Below are 20,275 nucleotides of genomic sequence, written 5' to 3' on the forward strand. Positions count from 1 at the left end.
CCATGCTCACCCGCCCGTCCCCCGTCGCTCCTCCCGCCGACGAGCAGCACTGGGTCGACACCGCCCGAGAACTCGCCGCGGGATTCGCCGCGACCGTGGCCGCCGACGACGCCGAAGCGCGCCTGCCTATCGAGCACCTGCGCGCTCTTTCGGCATCGGGGCTGGACGCCGCGTTCCTGCCGCGCGCGCACGGCGGCGAGGCCCTGTCGTACGCGACGCTCGGCGCGGTCGTGCAGACGCTCGCCGCGGCCCACCCGGCCGTGGCGACCGTGTGGCTCATGCACCTCGGTGCGGCGCACGCGCTCGTGACGCTGTCATCCGACGAGCAGGCCGCGTTCTTCGCTTCCGAGCTGAAGGCGGGCAAGCGGTTCGCGAATGCCCTGAGCGAGCCGGCCGGCGGCAATCACTTCCTGGCATCCCAGCAGGACGCGGATGCGGTCGGCGAGGACTGGTCGCTGACCGGCCGCAAACTGTTCGTGTCGGGTTCCGAGGCGGCCGATCACCTGTTCCTGAACGCCCGGATCGACGGTGCACCCGCCTTCTTCGGCGTCACCGTCGACGACACCGTCTCGTTCCCGCCGATTGAGGAGACGATGGGGATGCGGGCGACCCGCAGCCGCACGATCCTCTTCGAGGGCACGCCCCTGCTGCGCTCCCGGCTGACCGGACCGCCCGCCCCCAATTACGCGAACCTCATCACGGTCGGCTTCGCGTTCCTCTTCTCGGCATCGCCGCATCCGCCATCGATGCGATCGCGGTGACCGCCGGCAAGGTGCGCGGCGGCGCGAGCCTCGCCGATGCCACGTGGGTACGCCAAGAGACCGGCATGGCGTGGGCAGAGCTCACCGCCGCGACGCTCATGGCCGAGCGCACGGCGTGGCTCGCCGACCAGCGATCCCCCGAGGCGATGCCCGCGGCGACCGAGACGAAGATGCTGGCCAACGAGGTCGCCAAGCGCACGGCAGCGCTCGCGGTCCGTATCGGCGGGGGCGGCGGGTTCCTCGTCTCCTCCCCCATCCAGCGAATCTTCCGTGACGCGCAGGCGGGCGCGCTCATGGCCTACTCCGTTCCGTTCAGCTCCGAACTCGTCGGAGGCTGGGTGCTGAGCGGGTGAGACCCCCGGGTGCCGCCTTCGCTCGGCGAAGCGGTGCCCGGGTCGGGGTGCGTGGCGGCGATGTTCCGCCCGAGGCAGGCCGAGGACCCCCCTCCTCGACGTTCCCGGCGGCCGCCGCCACGCATCCTTATGTTCGGCGTCCGCCCGTCTCGTCGTGAGCCCGGCCGTGGATACGCTGGAATGATGAGCCTCATCGATCCCCGCGAGAAGGAAGCCCGTCGAAACGAGAAGTACCGGGGGAGCACGACGGCTCTGATCGCGACGCTCGTGTTCGGTGTCGCGTCGCTGGCGACGACGGCGGTCATCGGCTTCGGCATCGGCGGGTTCGTCGACCAGTTCCGCGTGATGAGCATCAACAGCGTCTTCAGCACGTGGGACACCGCCATCCCCGTCTGGCTGCGCGGCTGGTCGCTGCCGATCGGCATCATCGCCACGATCATCATGGTCGGCGGCTACAGCACCTGGAATCACCGCTACTCCGGACGCACCGACGGCTACGCGTTCCTGGGACCTCTGCCCATCGTGCTGGCCGGTCTCACCCTCGGCTCCTGGTACGCCACCACGCTGTGGACCGCGCCGGACGCGGTGGGCATCGCGATCGACCCCACGTTCGGGCAGAACGAGAACTGGGATGCGGGCGCGTGGATCATGTACGCGGCCCAGTGGTGGCTGCCGGGCATCTTCGCGCTTCTTACCCTGCTCACGCTGCTCGGCCGGCTGGGCGCCCAGAAGCGCCGGCGCCTCAACAACGAGCTCGCGACGCAGCTTCTCCAGAACGGTGCGCAGGTTGAGGCGGAGATCACCGAGGCCCCTCTTCCCGAGCCGAGCTCGTCGCGGATGATGGCCCAGGTCACACTGCGTTTCGAGGACACCGAGGGCACGAGCCGCTGGGTGACGTCCATCGTCGCCGTGCCGACGAAGCAGTTCCCCACCACCGGGTCACGGCGCCCCCTGCTCTTCGACCCGGCGGATGCGGGCAACGTCCAGCGCATCCTCTTCTCGCCGACCGGTGGAACCAAGCCCGGCGACTTCGTCTCCGTCTCCGCGGCCGACTGACCCGGCCCCGCCCGGGGATGTCGGATGCGGCGCGTAGCCTGAGATCATGGCCACCCGTCGCCCCGCTCCCGCGCCCTTCCGCTGCACCGAATGCGGGTGGACGACGGCGAAGTGGGCCGGTCGCTGCGGCGAATGCCAGCAGTGGGGAACCGTCGTCGAGGCGGCGCAGCCGACGGGGGTGATGCGCTCGCTCACGCCCGTGAGCCCCACCGCGGCGCGCGCCGCCCGTCCGATCACCGAGCTCACCACCGCGGAGTCGCCGCGGCGTGCGAGCGGGGTGGCCGAGTTCGACCGGGTGCTGGGCGGCGGCATCGTTCCGGGGGCGGCGATCCTGCTCTCCGGAGAGCCCGGCGTGGGCAAGTCGACCCTGCTGCTCGAGGTCGCGGCGCGCGCGGCGCGCGACGGACACCGGGTGCTCTACGTGAGCGCGGAGGAGTCGACCGCGCAGGTGCGCCTGCGCGCCGAGCGCACGGGTGCGCTGCACGACGAGCTGTACCTCGCGAGCGAGACCGACCTCGCCACCCTCATCGGCCACGTCGACGACGTCGAGCCGTCGCTGCTCATCGTCGACAGCGTGCAGACGGTCTCCTCCTCACTCAGCGAGGGCCTCGCGGGTCATCCCAGCCAGGTGCGCGAGGTCGCGGCGACCCTGATCCGCATCGCCAAGGAGCGCGCCCTGCCGGTGCTCATCGTCGGCCACGTCACGAAAGACGGCTCGATCGCCGGCCCCCGCCTGCTCGAGCACCTCGTCGATGTGGTCTGCCACTTCGAGGGCGACCGGCAGACCTCGCTGCGGTTCGTCCGGGCGCTCAAGAACCGCTTCGGCCCCACCGACGAGGTCGGCTGCTTCGAGATGACCGGAGACGGCATCAGCGAGGTCCCGGATCCCTCGGGCCTCTTCCTCAGCAAGGGTGCCCCGGTCAGCGGCACGTGCGTCACGGTCGCCCTCGAGGGGCGCCGCGCGCTGCCGGTCGAGATCCAGGCGCTCGTCGTGGCCGCATCCGGACCCAACCCGCGCCGCGTCGTGAACGGCGTCGAATCGTCACGGGTGGCGATGATCCTCGCGGTGCTCGAGCGCCGCACCGGACTGCGAGTCGGCGAGCGCGACATCTACGTCTCGACCGTCGGCGGCTTGAAGATCACCGAGCCCGCCACCGACCTGGCGATCGCCCTCGCCATCGCCAGTGCCGCGACCGACCGGCCCGTGGGGCACCAGGTCGCTGCGATCGGCGAGCTGAGTCTCACCGGCGAGGTGCGTCCGGTGGCCCAGCTCTCCCAGCGCCGCACGGAGGCCGGCCGCCTCGGCTACACGACCGTGATCGACTCCGGCGCGAAGGATCTGCTCTCCGCCCTCGGTCGGGTGCACATTCCCACCCCCGCCGCCTCGAACCGCTGACCCGGGCGCCCCTCCGCAGGCACACGTTTCCCTTACCCCGAACTGCGTCGCAGTTGCGCAACTGCCACACTTTTCCGCATCCGCTACAGAGCTTCGCTGGCGCATCTGCGCAGAAGTGTGGCGCTCGCGGGGCCGCGAATCGGTGCGGCGCTCATCGGGGCCGCGAATCGGTGCGGCGCTCGCCAGGGCCGCGAGTCGGTGCGGCGCTCGCGGGGCCAGGACCTCACCGCGCCTGGTGACGCGCGAAGGCCCCGCCGGCTCAGACCTCGAGTGCGGCCAGCAGGTCGCCGGGAGTGGCCTGCAGCGGATGCGGTCCCGCGATGTCGAAGAACACGGTCGTGATCTCCTCGCGGTGCACGCTCAGGAAGCTCCGAAGCCAGTCCGGCCCCTGCAACCCGACCGTGGGCGGCAACGTCTCGGGCTTGTGCGCGGCATCGCTGAACAGGAGCAGCGCGACCTGTCCCGTGTTGGGGTCCCGGTAGGTCCACACCTCGCCGGCATCCAACGGGTTGTCGCTCTCGCCCGTACGCATGAGGGGGACGACCGTGGGCCCGTGCCGCAGCGCGAACGCCACGGCAGCCATGTCCTGCGTCTGCAGCGCATCGGTCAGCGCGGTGTTGCGGAACTCCAGCGGAGGCTGCTGCTTCTTCCCGCGCTTCTGCTTACCGGCCATCCCCCCAGCGTATCCGCCGTGTCGTCAGCCAAGCGGCATCCGCAGGCACACCAGGCGCTCCCTCGTCTCCCAGGATGCGACCTCGACGAATCCGCGACTCCGGTAGAGCTCGAGGGCGTCGTGTCGCCAAGCCCACACCGAGAGTCGAAGGGATGCGGCCCCCGCCGCCCTCGCGCGTCGCACCGCCTCGGCGATGAGCGCCCCGCCCGCTCCGGCGCCGCGCGCGGCGGGGTCGACCCACAGTCGCTTGATCTCCGCATCCGCTCCCGAGACGCGCAGGATCACCATCCCGATGACGCGCGATTCGGCCTCGGCCAGCAGCACGTGCGAGCCCGGGAAGGCCGGGGCGGCGATCTCGGCTGCGTATGCGGGTGCGAGCGGCCCGAACTCCTGCAGATCGTGCGCAACCTTCTCCGCCTCGGTGTGCTCGTGGTACGCGCGCAGGAGTTCGGACACCGCCGCGGCGTCGCCGTCGGAGGCGATCCGGACCACGGCACGACTCACCTCTCCATTCCACACCCGCCGGCGCGGGAGAATGGACGGATGACCTGGAGCCTGCGTCCGAGCACCCCGGACGACGCGGCGTGGATCGCGGAGCTTCGCGCGGAGGTCATGCGGCCCGATCTCGAACGGCTCGAGCGATACGACCCGGTCTGCGTGCGCCAGCGCTTCCTCAAGGCGTTCGACCCGGCACTCACCCGCGTGATCGTGGTCGACGGAGAGGATGCCGGAAGCATCGCCGTGCGTCCCACATCCGACGGCGTCTGGGTCGAGCACTTCTACCTCGCCACCGCCCACCAGGGTTGCGGGATCGGTTCCCGGGTGCTCTCGCTCGTGCTCGAAGAGCACGCCGGCGAGGCACCGCTGCGGCTCAACGTGCTGCAGGGGTCGCCCGCCCGGCGACTGTATGAGCGGCACGGCTTCGTGCTCTACCACGAAGACGAGATCGACGCATTCCTGCAACGGGAGCCGACCACGCCGCTAGCGTGAGCGCATGAACCGCGATCGCATCATCGGCATCGTCGCCGCTGCCATCGGCCTCATCCTGGCGACCCTCTTCATGATCTGGGATCTCAACGGCGCGCCGTCGTGGCTGCACTACGTCTCTTGGATCGCTGGAGGCCTCAGTGGATGGGGGCTCGTGGTGGCCATCACGGCCGGCAAGCGCGGCATGAGGCCGTGAGCCTCAGCGCCCTTCGTTGACCGCGAGGAAGCCGGCCAGCGCCTCCTCCGTCTCGCGGAGCGTGCGGATGCTGTCCGCGACCCGCTCGCGCATCTCGGCCACCCGGGCGAGCAGTTCCGCATCGCCGTGCGACTTCTCTCCCGTGGCGCAGGGCAGGACGGCTCGAACGTCGTCGCGGGTGAACCCGAGCTCGAACATGGCGTGGATCGTGGCGACCATCGGCACCGCTCGGTCCGAGTAGTGGCGGTAGCCGTTGTCGCCGCGCTGCGGGCTGATGAGGCCCAGCTTCTCGTAGTGCCGGATGGAGCGCGCGCTGACCCCGCTCCGATCGCTCAGCTCGCCGATGATCATGCGCCCGCCCCTCGACTGGACCTTGACACGATGTCAAAGCATATCGTGTCGTCGGGCACCAAGGCGGGGCCGGAGAGACAGAGTCATGACGGAGCACATCGAGGTCGACGGGCGGATGCGGACCTTCACCGTCGTCGGGGAACGGAGCGCAGGACAGGCCCTGATTCTCGTCTTCCACGGATCCAGGCAGTCGGGAGAGATCCATCGCGCGTTCACGGGCGGCGCGTACGACGCACTGGCCGACAAGGGTGCGCTCGTCGCCTACCTCGACGGCTACCGCGGCAACTGGAACGACGCGCGCCGCGAGAGCCGGTTCCCCGCGCGGCTCGCCGGAATCGACGATGTCACCTTCACGCGCGCCGTGATCACCCGCCTCCGCGAGACGCACGGCATCGACGAGAACCGTGTGTACGCGATCGGATACTCCAACGGCGGCCAGATGGTCATGCGCCTGCTCCACGAGGACGCGTCCCCACTCGCCGGCGGCGCCATCGTCGCCGCGACACTGCCCGAACCCGACAGCTTCCTGCTGCCCCAGGTCGTTCCCGCGCCGCATCCGGTGCCGGTTCTCCTCGTGCACGGCACCGCGGATCCCGTGGTCCCCTACGCGGGCGGACGGATGCGGCGCTGGGCGCAGCTCGTGTTCCGCGTCGGTGGATCCTCGCTTTCCGCGCCCGAGACCGCCGCATACTTCGCCCGCCGCAACGGCATCACCTCGCCCCCCACCTCGCGAGCGGATGCGGGACCCCATCCCGACGGCACGCGCATCGAGCGCGCCGACTGGCAGGAGGCGGACCACCCGCCGGTCACGTTCGTCACGGTGCACGGGGGCGGCCACACCGTCCCCGGCCCCAAGCCCGGGCCGCGCCTGATCGGCCGCACGGCCACGAGCATCTCGCTCGCCGACCTCGCCGCCGAGGCGTTCGGCCTGAGCGGCTAGTTGTAGTGCCCGGGGACGTTGTTTGATCTGGATGCCCTGATGTGACGAGAACCTCCCAGGCAGAGTGGAGCTGCTACCGCTTCCGCTCTGAACCGAGGAGGTTCTCGTGTCCCACGCTAACGCGGCGCTGACTCCGCGCCAACGACTCCGGCTGGCCAGGCAGATCATCGAGGATGGCTGGTCGGTGTCAGCAGCGGCCGACTACTTCCGGGTGTCGTATCCGACCGCGGCGAAGTGGGCTCGACGCTATGTCGAGCTCGGACCCGACGGGATGGTCGACAGGTCGAGCCGGCCGCACCGGCATCCGAACAGGACCCCGCAAAGCCTTGTGAGGCGAATCGTGCATCTGAGGATCCGCAAACGCCTCGGCCCGGTCCAGATCGCGGGGCGTCTGGGGATGTCGGCTTCCACTGTTCACGCGGTCCTGACCCGCTGTCGGCTGAACCGTCTCTCGCACGTTGACGTGCGCACCGGCGAGCCCGCCCGACGATACGAGCACGATCATCCCGGATCCCTGATCCACGTTGACGTGAAGAAGCTCGGCAACATCCCCGACGGCGGCGGCTGGCGTTACGTCGGACGCGCCCAAGGACGCCGCAACCGGGCCGCTACGCCAGGGAAGGACCGCAACGACTATCGGAACCCGCTGATGCGGCACGCATTCGTCCACACCGTCATCGACGACCACTCCCGAGCGGCTTACGCCGAAATCCACGACGACGAACGAGCAGAGACCGCGATCGGCGTCTTGCGTCGAGCGTCGTCCTGGTTCGCCGACCGCGGCGTGAGAGTCGAGAGAGTGCTCTCCGACAACGGCTCCGCCTACCGCTCCCACGCTTGGAAACACGCATGCGCAGAGCTCGGCATCACCCCGAAGTTCACGCGGCCCCGCCGACCGCAGACCAACGGCAAGATCGAGCGCTTCCACCGCACGCTGGCCGACGGCTGGGCCTACGCCAAGCACTACAACTCGGAGTCAGCACGACGCGCCGCCCTGCCCGCGTGGCTGCACTTCTACAATCACCACAGGCCCCACACCGCCATCGGAAAGCTCCCGCCCATCAGCCGGATCTCAAACAACCTGACTGGGCACTACAGCTAGTTCAGCAGGAACTGCGCCGACTGCGCGGAGGGGATGCCGCCGATCGACACGGCCAGGTGGTACGAGGCCCCGCCGCCCGGCGCCTTGGGCCGGTTCGCGTTCTGGCAGGTGTCGACCGCGGACCTCGTCCGATCCCACGTGATGGGGGTCGCGCTCGTCACTTCCTGGCCCGCCGCGAGGGTCACGACCATGTCGCTGGGCTCGCTCTGACAGTCGGTCGAGCGCCACCAGGTGTCTTCTCCTGAGGTGATCGTGAAGGTCTGGCTCGTCGTGCCGACGTTGATCGTGCAGTCCGCGCCGGACGTGTTCTTCAGCCGGATCGAGAGCTGCGGATTCTGATCGGCGGCGTAGGTGGACTGGTTCGTCAGCGCCTCCACGCTCACGTCCTTGTTGGTGCACGTGGGGATGCCGGCATCCGCCACGTCGCCGCCGGCCGTCGCCTCGTCCGTCGGCGCATCGGTCGCGGGAGCATCGGTTGCGGCCGGCGTCGAGACGTCGGGCGTCGAGACGGGCGTGGATGCGGGCGTCGCGGGCGCGGCGGCGGAGTTCCACGGCTGAGCGATGAACAGCCACACCAGACCGACCACGATCAGCAGACCGATCAGCGCGACGAGGCGGCGACGGCGGTACACGGCCTTCGACGGGCGACGACGCGGGGTGGGAGAGCTCACGCATCCAGGCTACGTCGCACCCGGCGCCGCGCCCCGGCGGCTCTCCGCGCGCGACCCTCAGAGCTGCTTGAGCATCCTCGTGTTGCCGAGGGTGTTGGGCTTCACGTGCGCGAGGTCGAGGAACTCGGCGATGCCCTCGTCGGGGCTGCGCACCAGCTGCGAGTAGACGTCCGGATCGACGACGTGTTCGCCGATCGGCGCGAAGCCGCGCCGCGTGAAGAAGTCGACCTCGAACGTGAGGCAGAACAGACGCGAGAGCCCGAGCGTGCGCGCCTGCTCTTCGAGACCTTCCACGAGCGCCCGCCCGACGCCGCGGTGCAGCCACGCGTCGTCGACGATCAGCGTGCGGATCTCACCCAGGTCGTCCCACATGACGTGGAGCGCGCCGCATCCGATGAGCTCGCCGTTCGCATCCTCGGCGACCAGGAACTGCTGCACCGCCTCGTAGAGCACGACGATGTCCTTGCCGAGCAGGATGCGGCGCTGCACGTACGGCTCCAGCATCCGGTGGATCGCACGCACATCTGCCGTCCGCGCCGGCCGCACGGTGAACTCGCTCACGGTGCAACCCTACGCCGGGATGCGGCACGAACGCCGAAGGGCCGGATGCGGTGCGCATCCGGCCCTTCGTGCGTGTGGCGTGTCAGCTTCCAGCGACGATGTCCGGCGTGGCCGAGATCTCACCGGCGACGCTCGCGCCCAGCGCGACCTTCTCGCCGCGCGGAGCGATGTCGAACGTGAACCGACCGCCCTCGGCGTCGACCTTCACGTGGTCGCCCGCGTTGAGCTCGCCGTGGAGGATCTTCTCGCTGAGCTGGTCCTCGACCTCGCGCTGCATCGCACGGCGCAGCGGACGCGCACCGAGCGTCGGGTCGAACCCGATCTCGATGAGGCGGTCCTTGGCCGCATCCGACAACTCCACCGTGAGGTCGCGGTCGAGCAGACGCTCGGCGAGGCGCTTGGTGAACAGGCCCACGATCTGGCGCAGTTCCGTCTTGTTCAGCTGCGGGAAGACGATGACGTCGTCGACACGGTTGAGGAACTCGGGCTTGAAGTGACGCTTCAGCTCCTCGTCGACCTTGCCCTTCATCCGCTCGTAGGTCGTCTGTGCGTTGCCCTCGACCTGGAACCCGACCGGGCCGCCGGCGATGGCCTGCGAACCGAGGTTGGTGGTCATGATGATGACCGTGTTCTTGAAGTCGACGACGCGGCCCTGACCGTCGGTCAGACGACCCTCCTCGAGGATCTGCAGCAGCGAGTTGAAGATGTCGGGGTGCGCCTTCTCGATCTCGTCGAACAGGACGACAGAGAACGGCTTGCGCCGCACCTTCTCGGTGAGCTGGCCGCCCTCTTCGAAGCCGACGAACCCGGGAGGGGCACCGAACAGCCGCGACACCGTGTGCTTCTCACCGAACTCGCTCATGTCGAGCGAGATGAGCGCACCCTCGTCGTCGAACAGGAACTCCGCGAGCGCCTTGGCGAGCTCGGTCTTTCCGACACCCGTGGGGCCGGCGAAGATGAACGAGCCGCTGGGACGCTTCGGGTCCTTGAGGCCGGCGCGCTGACGACGGATCGTACGGCTGAGGGCCGCGATCGCCTCTTCCTGGCCGATGACGCGCTGGTGCAGCGCCTTCTCCATGAAGACGAGGCGGCTGGTCTCCTCCTCGGTCAGCTTGAACACCGGGATGCCCGTGGCCTGGGCCAGCACCTCGGCGATCAGGCCCTCGTCGACGACCGCAGTGGTCGCGACGTCGCCGTTCTTCCACTGCTTCTCCAGGCGCAGCCGCTCAGCCAGCAGCGACTTCTCCTCGTCGCGCAGGGACGCGGCCTTCTCGAAGTCCTGCTCCTCGGATGCTGCTTCCTTCTGCTCGCGCACCTTGGCGATCTTCTCGTCGAACTCGCGCAGCTCCGGCGGGCTCGAGAGGATCGACAGACGCAGGCGGGCGCCGGCCTCGTCGATCAGGTCGATCGCCTTGTCGGGCAGGAAGCGGTCCGAGATGTACCGGTCGGCGAGGTTCGCGGCGGCGACGATCGCGCCGTCCGTGATCTGCACCTTGTGGTGGGCCTCGTAGCGGTCGCGCAGACCTTTCAGGATGTTGATCGCGTGGGGCAGGCTCGGCTCCGCGACCTGGATCGGCTGGAAGCGGCGCTCGAGGGCCGCATCCTTCTCGAAGTGCTTGCGGTACTCGTCGAGGGTCGTGGCACCGATCGTCTGGAGCTCGCCGCGGGCGAGCAGCGGCTTCAAGATGGATGCGGCGTCGATCGCGCCTTCGGCGGCACCCGCACCCACGAGGGTGTGGATCTCGTCGATGAAGACGATGATGTCGCCGCGGGTGCGGATCTCCTTCGTGACCTTCTTCAGGCGCTCCTCGAAGTCGCCGCGGTAGCGGGAGCCGGCGATGAGCGAGCCGAGGTCGAGCGAGTAGACCTGCTTGTCCTTCAGCGTCTCGGGCACGTCGCCCTTCACGATCGCCTGCGCGAGCCCCTCGACGACGGCCGTCTTGCCGACGCCGGGCTCACCGATGAGGACCGGGTTGTTCTTGGAGCGGCGCGAGAGGATCTGCATCACGCGCTCGATCTCCTTCTCGCGCCCGATGACAGGGTCGAGCTTGTTGTCGCGCGCGGCCTGGGTGAGGTTGCGGCCGAACTGGTCGAGCACGGCCGAGCCGCCCTGCGCACCGGTCGTGGCCTGCTCGCCGGCGCCGGTGGCGACACCAGCGGGCTCCTTGCCCTGGTAGCCGCTCAGCAGCTGGATGACCTGCTGGCGCACCTTGTTGAGGTCGGCGCCGAGCTTGACGAGCACCTGCGCTGCGACGCCCTCGCCCTCGCGGATGAGGCCGAGCAGGATGTGCTCGGTGCCGATGTAGTTGTGGCCCAGCTGCAGCGCCTCGCGCAGGCTCAGCTCCAGCACCTTCTTGGCGCGCGGCGTGAAGGGGATGTGGCCGGTCGGCTGCTGCTGCCCCTGGCCGATGATGTCCTGGACCTGCTCGCGCACGGCGTCGAGCGAGATGCCCAGACTCTCGAGCGCCTTGGCGGCGACGCCCTCGCCCTCATGAATGAGACCGAGCAGGATGTGCTCGGTACCGATGTAGTTGTGGTTGAGCATCTTCGCCTCTTCCTGGGCGAGCACAACCACGCGACGGGCTCGGTCGGTGAATCTCTCGAACATCGCGGCTACTCCTCCGGCGCCAGATGACGCCAACATCGGGCGCACCCTCCGGCGCGCTGTACATCGAGGCTAACGAGAGCACGGATGCGGCAAGCCCGTGTTCGCCGTGGGCGCACCGCATCCGACGCTTGCGGTCGCATCCGTCATGCCATATCGTTTTTCGATAACAACGATATTCGATATGCCAGGGAGGACCTCATGACCACCCCCACCCAAGCCCGTGTGCTGCGCGGCAGCGACATCGCCGCGATGTGGATCTTCGTCGGCGCCGGGATCGCGGTCGTCGGCGTCACGCTCTTCTTCGCGATCGGACGCATCGTCGACGCGCTCAGCGGTAAGGCGCTTCGCGTGGAGGCGCTCTTCTCCGACACCACGGTCACCGCTCCGATCGGCCCGGACGGCTCGATGCGCGACGTCGTGCTCGAGCGCGGGTGGATCGCCCCGAACAGCCTCTCGGTCGCCGGCACGGGCGCGCTGGTGATCCAGCAGCTCGTGCTCGCCGCATCCGTCACCGCGGTCGTCGTGTGCCTGCTGCTGGTGACGCTGTCGGTCATGCGGGGGCGCGTGTTCAACGGTCGCAACACCGTGCTCGTCGTGGCCGCGGGTGCTTCGGGACTCGCCGGACTGTTCGGAGTCCCGTTCTTCGGCAACATGGTCGCCAACGATGCCTTCCGCGACATCTCGCAGGGCACGTTCGACAATCCCGTCATGAGCGTGGACCTGCCGCCGGTCATTCTCGCCGCCTTCATCGTCGCGATGGCCAGCACCGTGTTCACGGTCGGCGACCGGCTGCAGCGCGACACCGAGGGCCTGGTATGAGCCCCGCCGAGGACGACGGCCCGAGCGGAGTCCACTGCCGGCTCGACGAGCTGCTGACCGAGCGGGGGATGACCCTGGCGGAGCTGTCCCGTACCGTGGGGGTCTCGGTGGTCAACCTGTCGGTGCTCAAGAACGACCGGGCCCGCGCCATCCGGTACTCGACGCTGTCGGCGATCTGCCGCGCCCTCGACTGCGAGATTGGCGACCTCCTCGTCCGCCAGGACTGACCCTGCCCCGGGGCGCTCCCGCACGGGCTCGGGGCCCCGCCCCCTGTTCGAGGGACTCTTCTTGTCGCTTCCTCGGCCCAGACCGCGCCGTTCGAGTCCCTCGAACAGGGTGTCCTCATGTTCAAGGGACCCTTGTTGTCGCTTCATCGGCCGAAACCGCGCAGTTCGGGTCCCTCGAACAGGGCTTCTCCGTGTTCGAGGGACTCTCTTTCCGACGGTATCCGCGCCGCATCCGCGCCGCATCCGCGCCGCATCCGCGAGAAGAGTCCCTCGAACACGTTCGACCACCTGGCGTTCCGTGTCACCAGGAGCGCTCGCGCAGCGCACGGCGCACACGACCGGCAACCGCTGTGGCCTGGGTCATCAACTGCACTCCGGTCACCCGGACGACGAGCCATCCGCACCGCTCCAGTCGCTCCTGCCGAAGGATGTCGGAGGTCCACTGTTCACGGTCGACCCGATGATGGTCGCCCTCGAACTCCACGACGACTCTCTCGCGCGGGTATACGAGATCTCCCCACGCGATGACCGCACCTGTGTGATCGTGAATCGCGTGGTTGAGTTCCGGTTCGGGGATCCCACTGCTCACCAGAAGTAAGCGCAGGAGTGACTCCGGACGGGAGAGCGACCGCGTCCGCACGAGTGGCAGCGCCTCACGAAGGCGGAGCACCCCGGGCCGCCGGCCGACGGATACAGCCGCCGCGAGCTCGTTCGGCGTAGCGAGTGCACCACTCCCGGAACCGAACGTGGGTTCGCGAACGACGGAGTCCCCGATGGCGACGAGTTCGTGGGTGTCGGTCACCTCGCCGGCCAAGCAGGCCCAGGTACTCGCGGGCGAGGTGAGGCGGAGACCCCGGTGAAGACGAACCGACACATGGGATGCCTTGACGTTGTGCCCCCGCACGCGGGAGCCCCGCGGCGTCCGACCCGGTGCCAGAACGGCGACATCGATGCCGCGTTCGACGCATTGCAGCAGGAGTCCCGGCGGCAGCGTCAGACCCCACAAGATCGCAGCGGTCGTGTGGGAGAAGAACTGGTCGCCGGGCATGACCAGCGCGTACTGCTCACACGTGCATCGAACACGCTCAGCCAGATCCGCAAGATCCTCACCCTCGGGTCGACCATCTACATCGACGGCGACCCTCATCCCTCGGAAAGGCGCTTCGAGGTCCCGGTGTCTCAATCGAGCCGGCGAGACACCGGCATCGCGCGCTGCCGCCACTGAGAAGGTATCGCCCAGGATCGCCGGCAACGCTGAAGGTGTCATGCCCTCACACTGCGCCCGGCACCACGGAGCGCCGGGTCACAGGTTCTCCGCAAGCGACGACACGCCGCCCCCACTCGGCTGCGGAGGACAGATGCCGTCCGAGTTCGCACTGTCGCGGGGCGTCGACGGCCCGAGAGCGAGCCGTTTCCTCCAGCCCCGTGAGCCTCAGCCCCATCCGTTCGAGAGACCCGAAACGTCACCGATCCGCGAGAAACACCGCATCACGACTCCCCCGAACACCCCACATTCCCGTTCGAGGGACCCGAAACGTCACGGATCGGCGAGAAACACCGCATCACGAGTCCCTCGAACAACGCGGGTGCCCCGGCCCGGAGCCTGGGCCGCGCGAGGTCAGAGGACGGGGACGCGGGTGTTGTCGAACGTGTCGCCGACGAGCACGAGCTCGATGCCGGGGCCTTCGGCCACACCCTCGGCGACGCCGATCAGCGCGCGGGGGGCCATGTCCATCGTGCAGGCGCGATCCGCGGGCGGCGTCTGGAAGGTCACGGTGATCTCGGTGTCCGCCGTCTTCTCGATCGTGTCCACGACGGGAGCGCAGGAGGAGGAACCCCAGGTCACGAGCGCGAATCCGCCCGAGGTGAGCCAGCCCGCGCTCGGCATGAAGTCGGTCTGCGATCCAGGCCCCGCCAGCCCCTCCGCACCGGGCAGCTCGATACTGCCGGATGCGTTGCCGAAGGCCACGTCCACACGCGTCGCCTGCGCGGGATCGACGCCCTCAGGCACTCCCACGAGCGTGACGCGCGGCGCGAGGTCCTTGGTGCAGGGGCGAGCGGCGTCGGTGGCAGGGTCGGCCAACGTCACCGAGACGACACCGTCGGCGAGAACGGCCTCCTCGGCGACCGGCACGCAGGTCGAGCTGCCCTCGGTCACGAGCGCGATCATCCGGCCACCGTCGACCCACCCCGCATCCAGCTGCAGGTCGGCGACGGCCGACTCGCCGGGCGCGGGTTCGCCGACGCATCCGGTGAGCATGCCGGCGGCGATGAGCAACGAGCCGGTGACGGTGATCAGGGTCGTGGTGCGGCGCATGACGGCTCCCTCAGAGATCTGCGGATGCGGCCGCGACGCGGCCTCCTGGCTCTCATCCTGTCCGAGTGGCCTGCGCATCACCGGAAAGACCGATAACGGCCCGGTCACGATCGCCGCTACTGCAGGGCGGACGTCAGCCGGGCGAGGTTGTCGAGCACCGTCGAGCGCAGGGGCTGGCGCAGCCACTCCTCGAGGGTGAGCTCGGTGCTGAGGTTGCGGTAGTGGTCCTCGACCTGTCGCATCTCGTCCACGAACTCCTCGCCACGCACGAGCATCGAGATCTCCATGTTCAGACCGAACGAGCGCATGTCCATGTTGCTCGATCCGATGACCGCGACCTCGTCGTCGATCGTCATGGCCTTGGTGTGCAGGATGTAGGGCTTGCGGTACATCCAGATGCGCACGCCCGCGCGCAGCAGCACCTCGTAGTAGCTGCGCTGAGCGTGGTAGACCATCGCCTGGTCGCCCTCCTCGGAGACGAAGAGCTCGACCTCGACACCACGGTGGCAGGCGGTCGTGATGGCGTTGAGGATGGACTCGTCCGGCACGAAGTACGGGCTGACGAGGATGATCCGCTCCTTCGCGGCGTACATGAGCCCGAGGAAGAGGCGCAGGTTGTTCTCGAACTCGAACCCCGGACCGCTCGGCACGATCTGACAATCGAGATCACCGGTGGCCTGGCGCAGGTCGAACTCGTCGACCTCCTCCGTCAGCAGTTCGTCGGTCTCGCTGTACCAGTCGGAGAGGAAGACGGCGTTGACGCTGCCGACGACGGGCCCCTCGAGGCGAACCATCAGGTCGACCCAGTGCAGACCACGGCGGATGTTCTTGCGCAGGTTGTACGTCGAGTCGGTGACGTTCTGCGAACCCATGAAGGCGATGTCGCCGTCGATGACGAGGAGCTTGCGGTGATTGCGCAGGTCGGGACGCTGATACTTGCCGCGCAGCGGCTGCACGGGCAGCATCAGATGCCATTGGGCCCCCATCGCGTCGAGGCGCTTCAGCGTGCGCCGGTAGAACGGCTTGCCCCGGTTGGCCCAGTGATCCAGCAGCACGCGTACGGTGACGCCCCGCTCGCGGACCTCCTCGAGCGCGCGGAAGAAGTTGTCGGTCGAGGCATCCGATTGAAGGATGTAGAACTCGACGTGCACGTAACGCCGGGCACTGCGGATGGCGTCGGCCATCGCGTCGAGGCTCTCCTGATAGTCGGCGATCAGGTGCGCCTCGTTGTCGCCGGAGAGCGGCATAGCCCCGAGGTTGGTGTTCAGCCGCACGAGCGAGGTGAACCAGCCCGGCGCGCCGGGACGCAGCGTGCCGTGATCGAGTCCCGCCGTGGCCTGCTGGATGTACTCGTTGATCGCGCGCTGCTTCCGCCGGCGCTTGCGCGGCAGCCGCGGCGTGCCGATCACCAGGAACAGCACGACCCCGATCACGGGGATGAAATAGATCGCCAGCAACCAGGCCATGGCCGCCGTGGGGCGTCGGTTGCGGGGGACGATGATGATCGCGGCGATGCGGATCACGACATCGAAGACGAAGACCGCGATCAGCCACCACGATCCGAGATCGATGTCGATGTTGATCATGCCGTCTCCCCCGCCCGCATCCTGCTCAGCGTAGTGGCAGGGCGCAGGATGGCCGCGTGGTGGACGCTCAGTGGTCGGAGGCGACCGGGGGCAGACCGCGCTTCGCGCGCTCCTCGGCCTCGATCTGCGAATACACGCGACGCTCGGTGCGGTCCATGCGCAGGATCGAACGCACGATGAAGAAGAACGTCGCCGTCACGACGATGGTCGGCAGAATCGACCACAGCGCCGCGACCCAGATGTTCTCCACGCCTCCATCGTACGCGACGGCTTCTCCACACCGGCCGGGTCCCGGCGCGGCGGCCTGTGTGTTCGGCTCCGGCCGGCCGCGAGAGCGCAGCCTCGACCCATGACCACGATCATCAAGGCCCGGGATGCGGCCGACTTCCTCTCTCTCGTTCCACGGCTGCTCGGCTACGAGCCGCGACGCAGCGTGGTGCTGATCCCCTTCAGCGCGGGGCGCACCGGCGGCGGACTGCGCGTCGATCTGCCGCCCGCGGCGGCCGACACGGATGCGGTGGCCTCGACCCTCATCGGCTTCGCCTGCCGTGTCGAGCACACCGACGCCTACGCCGTGCTCGTGTACGACGACGCCGATACCGTGACGCACGCGGAGCTCGTCGCAGCCTTGGAGGTCAGGGCGCAGGCGTGCGGGCTGCGACGCATCGACGCGCTGCACATCTCGTCCGGGCGCTGGCGTTCTTACCTGGATCCCGCACTCGGCGGGACGATCGCGGGAGATCCGGATGCGGGCACGAACCGCCCCGCCGCCGACCAGGGCGCCGGAGCCTCGCTGCCGCACGTCGACTTCGCGCGGAGCGAGAGGGTCGGTCGGGCGCTGACGGAATGCGCTCGCGCGCTGGAGTGGGTGCTGAACGGGTCGCGCCCTGCGGACGCCCGCATCCATCCCGATGCTCTCGTCGCATCGCTCGCTCTGGAGGATCTGCCCGCCTTCTTCGAGTCCTGGATTCCGTCGCGCGGCGCGGTGCCGCCGCCGGGCGACGGGACGGACGCAGAGCACGTCGACGTGCAGGATCTCGCGCTGCTGATCTGGTGCCTCGCGCGTCCCGCGCTCCGCGACATCGCGCTGGCGACATGGGTGCGCGGAGTCGACGGCGGGGACGCCGCCCTCACCGCCCAGCAGGAGTGGGACGCCGGTGTCGCGTACCCGGACGAGCTGGGCGCGTGGATGATGGGCGAGGGTCCCCGCCCCGACGTCGATCGCCTCACGGGCGCCCTCGAGGTCTGCCGGCTCGCGGCCGCATCCGCTCCCGCCGCGTATCGGCCCGGGATCCTGGCGGCGAGCGCCTGGCTCTCCTGGGCGCTCGGGCGCTCCACCCACGCCGCGCGCTACTGCGAACAGGCACTCGCGATCGACGCGGAGCACGGCCTGTCGCTCATCGTGCTGTCGATGGTCGACGCGGGCCATCTGCCCGATTGGGCGTTCCGGGCTCAGCCCGGCTGACTCACTTGACGAGCGGGAAGAGGATGGTCTCGCGGATACCGAGGCCGGTGACGGCCATCAGCAGTCGGTCGATGCCCATGCCCATGCCGCCCATGGGCGGCATGCCGTGCTCCATCGCCCGCAGGAACTCCTCGTCGATGCGCATGGCCTCGTCGTCGCCGCGCGCGGCGAGCTTCGCCTGCTCGACGAACCGCTCGCGCTGGATGACCGGGTCGATGAGCTCGGAGTACCCGGTGGCGAGCTCGAAGCCGCGCACGTAGAGGTCCCACTTCTCCACGACGCCGGGGATCGAGCGGTGCTCGCGCACGAGCGGGCTGGTGTCGAGCGGGAAGTCCATGACGAACGTCGGGCGCACCAGGTGCGTCTTGACGAAGTGCTCCCACAGCTCTTCGACGTACTTGCCGTGGGTCGCGTGCGGCGGCTCGTCGACGCCGGCGGCCTCGGCGATACGGGCGAGCTCGGCGACGGGCGTCTGCGGGGTGATGGGCTCGGCGTCGATCTCGGATGCGGCGAGCGCCTCGTTGAGCGAGTCGTACATCGAGATGCGGTCCCAATTGCCGCCGAGGTCGTACTCTGTGCCGTCGGCCCAGGTCACGACGTGGCCCGCCTCCGGACGTCCGGCGAGGCGGTTCGTGGCCGCGGCCGCGTTCTGGATGAGCTCCTGCGTGAGATCGGCGATGCCGTTGTAGTCGCTGTACGACTCGTAGGCCTCGAGCATCGCGAACTCGGGGCTGTGGGTCGAGTCCGCGCCCTCATTGCGGAAGTTGCGGTTGATCTCGAACACCCGGTCGAGCCCGCCGACGACGGCACGCTTGAGGAACAGCTCGGGGGCGATGCGCAGGTAGAGCTCGGTGTCGAAGGCGTTCGAGTGCGTGACGAACGGACGCGCCGACGCGCCACCGTGCTGCACCTGCAGCATCGGCGTCTCGACCTCGATGAAGTCGTGGCCGGCGAAGGTCTCGCGCAGGCTCGCGTTGACCGCGGCGCGGGTGCGCACGGTCGTCCGCGCCTGGTCGCGCACGATGAGATCGAGGAAGCGCGAGCGTACGCGCGTCTCCTCGTTCAGCTCGGAGTGGAGGTTCGGCAGCGGCAGCAGCGCCTTCGAGGCGATCTGCCAGTCCTCCACCATGATGGACAGCTCGCCGCGGCGGCTGGAGATGACCTGGCCGCGCACGAACACGTGGTCACCGAGGTCGACGAGCTCCTTCCAGCGCTGGAGCGACTCCTCGCCGACGGCGGCGAGCGAGACCATGGCCTGGATGCGGCTGCCGTCGCCCGACTGCAACGACGCGAAGCAGAGCTTGCCGGTGTTGCGGCTGAAGACGACGCGACCGGCGACGCCGGCGATGACGCCGGTCTCCTCGCCCGCCTCGAGGGCGGCGAAGCGCTCGCGCAGCGCGGGGATCGTGTCGGTCACCGCGACCGAGACAGGATAGGCCCCGCCGGCCGCATCCGTCCGCTCCGCGATGAGTCGCTCGCGCTTGGCCAGTCGCACCGCCTTCTGCTCGAAGACGTCCTCTTCGGGGGTCTCGGCGGGCGCGGCGTTCTCGGGCTGAGAGGTCATCGTGGGGGCTCCTCGGAAGTCGCCGTCAAGTCTATCCGGGGCGTCTGCGGTGCCCGGCTGCCCCCGGAGGGCTCAGCGCACGAAGATCTCGGCGTTGTCGACGAAGCGGTGACCGCCGACGGTCGCCGCGATCAGGGCCAGCGCGGGCCCCTGGTGACCCTCGTCGACGGGCAGGAAGGTGGCCGGATCGACGACGTTGAGGTACTCGAGCCGGATGCGGGACTCGCCCATGAGCGCGCTCTGCGCAGCCGCGATGCACGCGTCGACGTCGCGGTCGGCGTTGGATGCCGCGGCCTCGAGCGCTCGCGGCAGCAGCGCCGCCGCAGCGCGGTCGGCGGCGTCGAGGGTCGCGAGCCGCGTCGAGACCGGCACACCGTCGTCGCTGCGCACCGTCTCCGCCTCGACGATCTCGACCTCGAAGAAGAGATCGCGCACCATCCGGCGCACCAGGAACACGCGCTGGCGGTCGCGCTCGCCGTAGACGGCGACGTCGGGCCGCACCAGGTTCAGCAGCTGCGCCTCGACCGTCAGCAGTCCGTCGAAGTAGAACGGGCGCACCCGACCCTCGTAGCGCAGGCCCAGATCGCCCGCGCTCACCTTGGTCGTGGCCTTGCCCGCGGGCAGCGAGCTCGTCCGCATCCG

23 protein-coding genes are annotated in these 20,275 nt (G+C 69.2%); 11 read left to right on the forward strand and 12 right to left on the reverse strand.

Annotation, left to right across the window (positions count from 1 at the left end):
* Positions 1-2: 2 nt before the first annotated feature.
* The 4 genes from AC1VNH_RS09360 to radA all read left to right on the forward strand — a co-directional run bounded on the left by AC1VNH_RS09360 (position 3) and on the right by radA (position 3,566).
* Entirely contained in the window at positions 3-761 is a 759-nt protein-coding gene (locus AC1VNH_RS09360; protein WP_483111042.1) for an acyl-CoA dehydrogenase family protein, read from the forward strand.
* Entirely contained in the window at positions 758-1,114 is a 357-nt protein-coding gene (locus AC1VNH_RS09365; RefSeq protein ID WP_483111044.1) for an acyl-CoA dehydrogenase family protein, read from the forward strand. Before AC1VNH_RS09360 ends, AC1VNH_RS09365 begins: the two co-directional genes overlap by 4 nt.
* 183 nt (positions 1,115-1,297) lie before the next feature.
* Positions 1,298-2,170, forward strand: a complete 873-nt coding sequence (locus AC1VNH_RS09370) for a hypothetical protein (protein ID WP_483111046.1) — start codon at positions 1,298-1,300, stop codon at positions 2,168-2,170.
* 46 nt (positions 2,171-2,216) lie between these two features.
* Positions 2,217-3,566 carry a DNA repair protein RadA gene (radA, locus tag AC1VNH_RS09375; protein WP_483111048.1) on the forward strand — a complete coding sequence of 450 codons (1,350 nt, stop codon included), beginning with the start codon at positions 2,217-2,219 and terminating at the stop codon, positions 3,564-3,566.
* Between the two features lie 259 nt (positions 3,567-3,825).
* Here radA and AC1VNH_RS09380 read toward each other — a convergent pair whose 3' ends face one another.
* Both AC1VNH_RS09380 and AC1VNH_RS09385 read right to left on the reverse strand, forming a co-directional pair.
* Positions 3,826-4,239, reverse strand: a complete 414-nt coding sequence (locus AC1VNH_RS09380) for a dehydrogenase (protein ID WP_483111050.1) — start codon at positions 4,237-4,239, stop codon at positions 3,826-3,828.
* A gap of 24 nt (positions 4,240-4,263) precedes the next feature.
* A complete protein-coding gene (locus tag AC1VNH_RS09385) occupies positions 4,264-4,743 on the reverse strand; it encodes a GNAT family N-acetyltransferase (RefSeq protein ID WP_483111052.1) in 480 nt (159 codons plus the stop codon).
* A gap of 39 nt (positions 4,744-4,782) precedes the next feature.
* Here AC1VNH_RS09385 and AC1VNH_RS09390 point away from each other — a divergent pair, with 39 nt between their 5' ends.
* Both AC1VNH_RS09390 and AC1VNH_RS09395 read left to right on the forward strand, forming a co-directional pair.
* Complete coding sequence (locus tag AC1VNH_RS09390; protein WP_483111054.1) at positions 4,783-5,229, forward strand: GNAT family N-acetyltransferase; 447 nt, start codon at positions 4,783-4,785, stop codon at positions 5,227-5,229.
* A 4-nt stretch (positions 5,230-5,233) separates the two neighbouring features.
* A complete protein-coding gene (locus tag AC1VNH_RS09395) occupies positions 5,234-5,422 on the forward strand; it encodes a hypothetical protein (protein ID WP_483111056.1) in 189 nt (62 codons plus the stop codon).
* Positions 5,423-5,425: 3 nt separating this feature from the next.
* Here AC1VNH_RS09395 and AC1VNH_RS09400 read toward each other — a convergent pair whose 3' ends face one another.
* Entirely contained in the window at positions 5,426-5,773 is a 348-nt protein-coding gene (locus tag AC1VNH_RS09400; RefSeq protein WP_483111058.1) for a MerR family transcriptional regulator, read from the reverse strand.
* 85 nt (positions 5,774-5,858) lie between these two features.
* Between AC1VNH_RS09400 and AC1VNH_RS09405 the strand changes: the two genes are divergently transcribed.
* Positions 5,859-6,713: a CE1 family esterase gene (locus AC1VNH_RS09405; RefSeq protein ID WP_483111060.1), complete on the forward strand. Its 855-nt coding sequence runs from the start codon at positions 5,859-5,861 to the stop codon at positions 6,711-6,713.
* Between the two features lie 106 nt (positions 6,714-6,819).
* On the forward strand, positions 6,820-7,815 hold the full coding sequence (locus tag AC1VNH_RS09410) for an IS481 family transposase (RefSeq protein WP_483111062.1): 996 nt from the start codon (positions 6,820-6,822) through the stop codon (positions 7,813-7,815).
* Here AC1VNH_RS09410 and AC1VNH_RS09415 read toward each other — a convergent pair.
* The 3 genes from AC1VNH_RS09415 to AC1VNH_RS09425 form a co-directional block, all read right to left on the reverse strand.
* Positions 7,812-8,486, reverse strand: coding sequence for a hypothetical protein (locus tag AC1VNH_RS09415; protein WP_483111064.1), 675 nt, complete (start codon positions 8,484-8,486; stop codon positions 7,812-7,814). The genes AC1VNH_RS09410 and AC1VNH_RS09415 overlap by 4 nt on opposite strands.
* 57 nt (positions 8,487-8,543) lie before the next feature.
* Entirely contained in the window at positions 8,544-9,047 is a 504-nt protein-coding gene (locus AC1VNH_RS09420) for an amino-acid N-acetyltransferase (protein ID WP_243230962.1), read from the reverse strand.
* Positions 9,048-9,129: 82 nt separating this feature from the next.
* Entirely contained in the window at positions 9,130-11,655 is a 2,526-nt protein-coding gene (locus tag AC1VNH_RS09425; protein WP_243230960.1) for an ATP-dependent Clp protease ATP-binding subunit, read from the reverse strand.
* 198 nt (positions 11,656-11,853) lie between these two features.
* Here AC1VNH_RS09425 and AC1VNH_RS09430 point away from each other — a divergent pair, with 198 nt between their 5' ends.
* Both AC1VNH_RS09430 and AC1VNH_RS09435 read left to right on the forward strand, forming a co-directional pair.
* Positions 11,854-12,474: a hypothetical protein gene (locus AC1VNH_RS09430; RefSeq protein ID WP_483111065.1), complete on the forward strand. Its 621-nt coding sequence runs from the start codon at positions 11,854-11,856 to the stop codon at positions 12,472-12,474.
* Positions 12,471-12,701, forward strand: coding sequence for a helix-turn-helix domain-containing protein (locus tag AC1VNH_RS09435; RefSeq protein WP_234074327.1), 231 nt, complete (start codon positions 12,471-12,473; stop codon positions 12,699-12,701). The genes AC1VNH_RS09430 and AC1VNH_RS09435 overlap by 4 nt, the downstream gene beginning before the upstream one ends.
* A gap of 301 nt (positions 12,702-13,002) precedes the next feature.
* Here AC1VNH_RS09435 and AC1VNH_RS09440 read toward each other — a convergent pair whose 3' ends face one another.
* The 4 genes from AC1VNH_RS09440 to AC1VNH_RS09455 form a co-directional block, all read right to left on the reverse strand.
* On the reverse strand, positions 13,003-13,953 hold the full coding sequence (locus AC1VNH_RS09440; protein ID WP_483111066.1) for an endonuclease domain-containing protein: 951 nt from the start codon (positions 13,951-13,953) through the stop codon (positions 13,003-13,005).
* A gap of 366 nt (positions 13,954-14,319) precedes the next feature.
* Positions 14,320-15,018, reverse strand: coding sequence for a hypothetical protein (locus AC1VNH_RS09445; RefSeq protein ID WP_483111067.1), 699 nt, complete (start codon positions 15,016-15,018; stop codon positions 14,320-14,322).
* Between the two features lie 116 nt (positions 15,019-15,134).
* Positions 15,135-16,604, reverse strand: a complete 1,470-nt coding sequence (gene cls, locus AC1VNH_RS09450; protein WP_460738721.1) for a cardiolipin synthase — start codon at positions 16,602-16,604, stop codon at positions 15,135-15,137.
* A gap of 67 nt (positions 16,605-16,671) precedes the next feature.
* Positions 16,672-16,854 (reverse strand): hypothetical protein, encoded by a 183-nt coding sequence (locus tag AC1VNH_RS09455; RefSeq protein ID WP_243230952.1) that lies wholly within the window; start codon positions 16,852-16,854, stop codon positions 16,672-16,674.
* A 99-nt stretch (positions 16,855-16,953) separates the two neighbouring features.
* On the opposite strand from AC1VNH_RS09455, the gene AC1VNH_RS09460 reads away from it, so the two are divergent.
* Positions 16,954-18,069, forward strand: coding sequence for a DUF4192 family protein (locus AC1VNH_RS09460; RefSeq protein ID WP_483111068.1), 1,116 nt, complete (start codon positions 16,954-16,956; stop codon positions 18,067-18,069).
* Between the two features lies 1 nt (position 18,070).
* Here AC1VNH_RS09460 and lysS read toward each other — a convergent pair whose 3' ends face one another.
* Positions 18,071-19,633, reverse strand: coding sequence for a lysine--tRNA ligase (gene lysS, locus AC1VNH_RS09465; RefSeq protein WP_483111069.1), 1,563 nt, complete (start codon positions 19,631-19,633; stop codon positions 18,071-18,073).
* 72 nt (positions 19,634-19,705) lie between these two features.
* The gene (locus AC1VNH_RS09470) at positions 19,706-20,272 is read right to left on the reverse strand and encodes a pantoate--beta-alanine ligase (protein ID WP_483111070.1); all 567 of its coding nucleotides are present in this window, start codon (positions 20,270-20,272) and stop codon (positions 19,706-19,708) included.
* Between the last annotated feature and the right edge of the window lie 3 nt (positions 20,273-20,275).

The organism is Microbacterium sp. KU4F (assembly GCF_056868075.1).